At 61.8% G+C, this 5,800-nt stretch carries 4 protein-coding genes; all 4 read right to left on the bottom strand.

All coding sequences use genetic code 11. The features are described 5' to 3' along the window. Positions 1-830 (bottom strand): sugar ABC transporter permease (locus ENZ75_RS18270; protein ID WP_164887860.1); only part of this gene is annotated, 830 nt, incomplete at its 3' end. Between the two features lie 94 nt (positions 831-924). Then, positions 925-2,250, bottom strand: coding sequence for an ABC transporter substrate-binding protein (locus ENZ75_RS18265; protein ID WP_013529762.1), 1,326 nt, complete (start codon positions 2,248-2,250; stop codon positions 925-927). Positions 2,251-2,287: 37 nt separating this feature from the next. Beyond that, complete coding sequence (gene ugpC / locus ENZ75_RS18260; protein ID WP_063168933.1) at positions 2,288-3,373, bottom strand: sn-glycerol-3-phosphate ABC transporter ATP-binding protein UgpC; 1,086 nt, start codon at positions 3,371-3,373, stop codon at positions 2,288-2,290. A 422-nt stretch (positions 3,374-3,795) separates the two neighbouring features. Next, positions 3,796-5,800, bottom strand: a 2,005-nt coding sequence (locus ENZ75_RS18255) for an autotransporter domain-containing protein (RefSeq protein ID WP_348630618.1), incomplete at its 5' end; no start/stop codon positions are given.

Below are 5,800 nucleotides of genomic sequence, written 5' to 3'. Positions count from 1 at the left end.
CCGGAAATGCCGCGCTGGAACGAGAGCGTCGCCATCAGATGGGTGGCATTCACCGGCCCGCCGCGAGTCAGCACATAGATCAGCTGGAAATCGGTGAAGGTGAACAGGACCGAAAAGGTCATGGTGATGGCGATGATCGGCGTCAGCAACGGCAGCGTCACATAGCGGAACAACTGCCAACGGCTGGCGCCGTCGAGCGTCGCGGCCTCGTAAAGCGATTGGGGAATCGTCTGCAGGCCGGCCAGCAGCGTGATGGCCACGAAAGGAATGCCGCGCCAGACATTGGCGACGATCACCGAGGCGCGTGCGTTCTCCGGATCGCCAAGGAAATTGATGCGGTGGTCGATCAGTCCCATCTGCTGCAGCGCCCAGGAGAGGATGGAGAACTGCGAATCGTAGATCCACCAGAAGGCGATGGCCGAGAGCACCGTCGGCACCACCCACGGCAGCAGGACAATCGCGCGGAAGAACGATTTGAAGGGAAGGTTCTGGTTGAGGAGGAGCGCCAGCCAGAGGCCGAGCGCGAATTTCAGGATCGAAGCGCTGATCGTGTAGAGCAAGGTGTTGAAGACGGAGAGCCAGAAGACGGCGTCGCTCCACAGATATTCATAGTTTTCGATGCCGATGAAGATGCCGGGGCGGCCGATGCGGGCGTCGGTGAAGCCGAGCCAGACGCCGAGCCCCAGCGGATAGGTCAGGAAGACAAGCAGCAGTGCAGCCGCCGGAAGCATGAAGCCGAAGCCAAGTGCGTTCCGGCTTTCGCTCCAGCGCGATAGAATCCGTGAGAAGATCGAAGATCGCGGCTGGATAGCAGCTGACGGCACAGCCATGGGTCGGCTCCTGCTGAGGTCTCATTGATCGGCCGGATCGGCCACGATGCAATCCGAAGCCAGCCGGGCAGCCGCGCTGCCCGGCTGAGCCGGCTCAAACGCGATAATAGCGATTTGCCCGCTTCTCGGCCTCTTCCATTGCCTCTTGCGGCGTCGCCTGGCCGGTCACCGCTTTGGCGAACATATCGACCAGCACGTAGTCGGCCATGGTTGCCGCCGAAGCATAGCCGAGCGGCCCGGCATAGCCGTTAGGCCGCAGAGTAGCCGAAGCCTTGGCGTAAGCGGCGTTGTTGGGATCGGCAGTCCATACCGGGTTGTTGTCGAATGCCTTCAGGGTCTGGCAGCAATATCCGGCCGAGGAGGTGATCCAGTCCTTCATTTGCGGTTCCTCGAACATGAACTGCAAATACGCCTTGGCCGCGTTGGGGTAGGGCGTGTAATTGAAGATGACAGCCGTGGTCACCTGGAACAATTCGACGGATTTGCCGACAGGGCCGATGGGCAGGTTGGTGGTGCGTATGTCCTTGGCGATTTCAGCCAGCTTCGGATCATTGTCCTTATTGATTTTGGCGGTGTTGTAGGCCGAGATGCCGTTGGCGATGACAGCCAGTTCGCCGGCCAGGAAGGCGCGGTTGTTGTTGACGTCGAGCCAGCTTTCGGTGCCTGGAATGAAGGTCTTGTAGAGTTCCTGCGCGTATTCGATGGCCTTGAGGGTCTCGGGGCTGTTGATCGTTACCTTGCCGCTCTCGTCGACCATCTGGCCGCCATGGCTCCACAGCAGCCAATGAGCATAGTTGTTGCCGTCGCCGACGCCATGGCCATGCGTGAAGCCGGCCGGATGGCCCTTCGCCTGCAAGGCCTTGCAAAGTTCCAGGAAGCCTTTCGTGTCCTTGGGAAACTCCGAAAAGCCGGCCTCTTTCACCCAGCTTTCCCGATAGACGATGGCATTTCCGATCGTGGCCAGTGGCAGGCCGATGAATTTGCCTTCCCGGGTCGCATATTGCTTTGGTCCATCATGCCAGCCGCCGTATTTCGAGCCGAGATACTCGCCGAGTTCGCTCACGTCGTGCAGCTTGTCGGGATATTGGTGCGGGTCATCGAACCAGACGAACATCAGGTCGGGGCCGGAGCCGACATTTGCCGCGACCGCCGCCTTGGGGCGAATGTCCTCCCAACTTTCCTTGTCGACGCGGACCGCGACACCGGTCGCTTCGGTGAAGCGCTTGGTGTTGGCCAGCCATTGGTCCTCGTCGCCCTGGACGAAGGGCGACCAGCGCAGCAGTCTAAGCTTGGCGCCATCCTCGGGTTTGTATTTCGGTCCGTCCTGGGCAAGGGCCGGAGAGCTGATGAACCGACTTCCCAAGGCACCCGCCGCCGCGCCGGCGGTGGTGCGGATCACGTCACGTCTGGTGAACTTCATGCTCGTTTCCTCCTGCTTGTTGTCCTTGCCTGTGGTCCTACTGATCGGTACGTGTTTGGAACCTCTGTCCGGTTTCTCCGTGAAAGAGATGGATGAGGCCGGGCTCGGCCGTAAGCCGGATGGTTTCGCCCGGCGTGAAGGAATGTCGTTCCCGGAAATTCGCGACGATCTCTTCGCCGCCGGCTGTCCGGCCGATGAGCTGCACTTCGGACCCGGTTGGTTCAACCACCGCGACGGTGACCGGAATGCCCCGGTCGTCGGACAGCCGCAAATGCTCGGGCCTTATTCCCAGCACCACAGGCTCGCCATTGGGGATGGAAAGTGCCGAGGCCAACGGGACTGAAATCCCCCCGGCGCCGCGGAACGAGGGTGAGCCGTCAATAGCGATCTCGCCCCTCAGCAAATTCATGGCCGGCGAGCCGATGAAGCTGGCGACAAAAAGATTGTTCGGCCGGTCATAGAGTTCCAGCGGCGGCCCTATCTGCTCGACGATGCCGTCATGCATGACCACGATCTTGTCAGCCATGGTCATGGCCTCGATCTGGTCGTGCGTGACGTAGACTGTCGTCGTCTTGAGGCGCTGGTGCAGTTCCTTGATCTCGGCGCGCATCTGCACCCTGAGTTTGGCGTCGAGATTGGACAGCGGTTCGTCGAAGAGAAAGACCGCCGGATCACGCACGATCGCGCGGCCCATGGCGACGCGCTGGCGCTGGCCGCCGGAAAGCTGCCGAGGATAGCGCGCCAGCAACGGCACCAGCCCAAGGATTTCGGCCGCGCGGCGCACGCCTGCATCGCTCTCCGGCTTGGAAACTCCTTTGAGCATCAGCGAGAACGCCATGTTCTCGGCAACGGTCATGTGTGGGTAGAGCGCATAGTTCTGGAAGACCATGGCGACGTCGCGCTCCTTGGGCGCAACGTTGTTGACGACACGTTCGCCAATCGCGATCTGGCCGCGTGAAATCTTTTCCAGGCCGGCGATCATTCTGAGAAGGGTTGATTTTCCGCAGCCCGATGGTCCGACCAGAGTGACGAACTCGCCGTCCTCGATGTTCACGCTGACCCCGTGCAGGATCTCGACAGCGCCGAATGATTTGTAGACTTCGCCAATTGCGACAGACGCCATCGATCCTCCCAACAAATTCCTGCGACGTCGTCGAAGGAACAACGCTTCCGCTAGCGACAGCCCTGGCTCCTCCCAGGCTCACGCTAGGCCGAAACGGTAGCGCTACCAAACCGGGCTGTAAAGCGTTTAGGGGAAAGCCGAACCTTGGGAGGGTCCGCTTCGCGCCACACAATCCTCCCAGCTGCTCCTGCGTCCGCTTCTGCGCGATCAAGTCCGGCACCTGCGGTCGCAGCGTTCGCGTTCATCACAGTTGCGCACGTCCTTGTAGGCTCGCTCCGACCGGCGGCGATAAGGCTGGCTTCCTGCCTGGCGCTCGCGAGGTTCGCTTCCTGGCGTACGACCGCCTGGGCGATGCGACAAGCGGATTGAATAGCCCCTTTTCCGTCAGGGGCAGTCATTCCGGAACGATCCTTCCCGCTTGATTAGAATTCCACGTTGAGTTTTGCATTAAAGCCGTTCTGCTGGACGCCGGAGCCGAACTGACCCTGGTAGGCGACGCTGAGGGTTGCGGCATCGGTCAGGTTGAGATCGAACCCCGCTTCGATGGCGGCACTGTCCTTGGCGATCGGCACGCCAGCGATCGTGAAGGCATCACCGGCAGAGAAGGCATGTGTGCTGGTCGGTATGACGTCGCCATAGGCATGGCGCCAGCCCAGCATGCCGCGCGCTGTGGCATTGATGGCGCCGAGCGTGAAGCCGGCGGAGGCTCTGAGACCAAGCGTGGTGAAGGTGGCGTCGGTGGTCTGGCTTGCACTGGTCAATGCCGCCGCACCGCCCTTTTCCGTGAAGCCGTCCGTATGCAGGTTGACATAAGCGAGGTTGGCAAAAGGCTCGAAGGCCGCGACTGGCGTATCGATGCGATAGCCGAGTTCCCCGAACGCCTGGAAGGTGCCAGCGTTGTAGTCGCCGCTCAGGCTGTCGGCAAAGCCGGGCATGGCCACCGAGCGCGATGTCTTCATGTCATGCCACGTATAGGCAAGCCCGGAGCGGAAGGCGAGAGCGCCCCGCTGCGTGCCACCATAAAGGCCGAGATGATAATTGTCGCTCGAGCCTGACGAGGATCGGCCGTCGGCATCGAAGCTCGTGTGGCTGTAGCCAGTCATGATGCCAAGCCGCACATCCTCCGCGACAAGGCCGTCGACGCCGGTAAGAAAGCCGCCGGTGGAGGTATCGAGGCCTGCGGCATTGCCGTCGCCGTCGAAGGAACCCCATGACCCGAAAGCCGTGCCCCAGGCGGCAAAGCGATCGGTGGTGGCAGGCGCCAGCATCGGACCGCCTTCGCCATAGGCCAGCACCGGCGTTGCCGGGATACCTACCCCCTCGAAGGCCGCACGCAGGCGGTCATTGATGGCATCGCGGACAAAATGGCTGTCCTCGATCAGCGCCGATTTGGCGGACGCATGGATCTCGCCAGATAACACATCGAAGGCTTCGCGTGCGGTTTCATCGTCCGGCAGGCCGGCGATTGCATCGTAGATCGGGTTGCCCGGCCCGGCGCTTTCGGCGCCATTGGCGGTGGCACACTGGTTGCGGGTGCCGGCCACGTCGCAGAACGACACGTCATTGCGGGCAACGTCGAGATAGATATTACTGGCGTCATAGGCGAGTGCCAGATCGACAAACGGGGCGTTCTGGTCGAACGCATCATAGGTGCCGGTCACGCCCTGATCCGCGCTCAGGATCGTGTAGCGGGTTCCGGCACTGTAGCCGCCCGGCGCTTTGAGCGCGAAGACGGTGCCACCCTGGATGGTGGCTTTGCCCGTCACGTCGATCAGGTCGGAATTGCCGGCCGGATTGATCTCGACTTCGTAGGTCGAGCCTATCTCCTGCGTGTAATCGCCTGACACATTCAGCGTGCCGATCGAATTGCCCGGCGTAATCGTGCCGCCAGAAGCGATCGTGGTCGTACCCACCGTTCCCGAACCGCCGAGCGTGCCGCCGGCTGCAACCGCAATGGCGCCAGCAATGCTTGCCCCGGAATGGCTGCCGTCGCCGACAACGAGCTTGCCGCCGCCGATGGTGGTCAGACCGGTATAGGTGCTGACGCCGTTCAGCGTCAGCGTGCCGGCGCCGGTCTTGACGAGGCTCCCTCCGATGCCAGTGCTGCCATCCTGGATGACGCCGCCGATGGTGTCGTTCTTATCCAATCCGCCAAGCGTCAGCACCTTCGAGCCGAGAAAGACGAGACCATCGCCCGAAAGCGAGCCAATCGCGATACCGTCCGACGTCATTTCGGAGATGTCGACCTTTCCCCCCGTATCGTTGATGATCGTGGCGCCATCCGCGGTGTTGGCGCCATGGAAGCCAACGAAGCCGCCCTTGTTGGTGATGGCGGCGCTGCCGGCAGACGCGGTGTCGTAGAAGTCGAGCGTTCCTTGGATTGTAACGCCAATCGTGGCATTGGCGGCGCTCGAATTGCCGTTGAAG

Origin of the sequence: Mesorhizobium sp. M7A.F.Ca.CA.002.04.1.1 (genome assembly GCF_004022805.1) — a bacterium.
GTDB lineage: Bacteria > Pseudomonadota > Alphaproteobacteria > Rhizobiales > Rhizobiaceae > Mesorhizobium > Mesorhizobium ciceri.
This window is presented reverse-complemented; position numbering and strand designations above follow the sequence as displayed.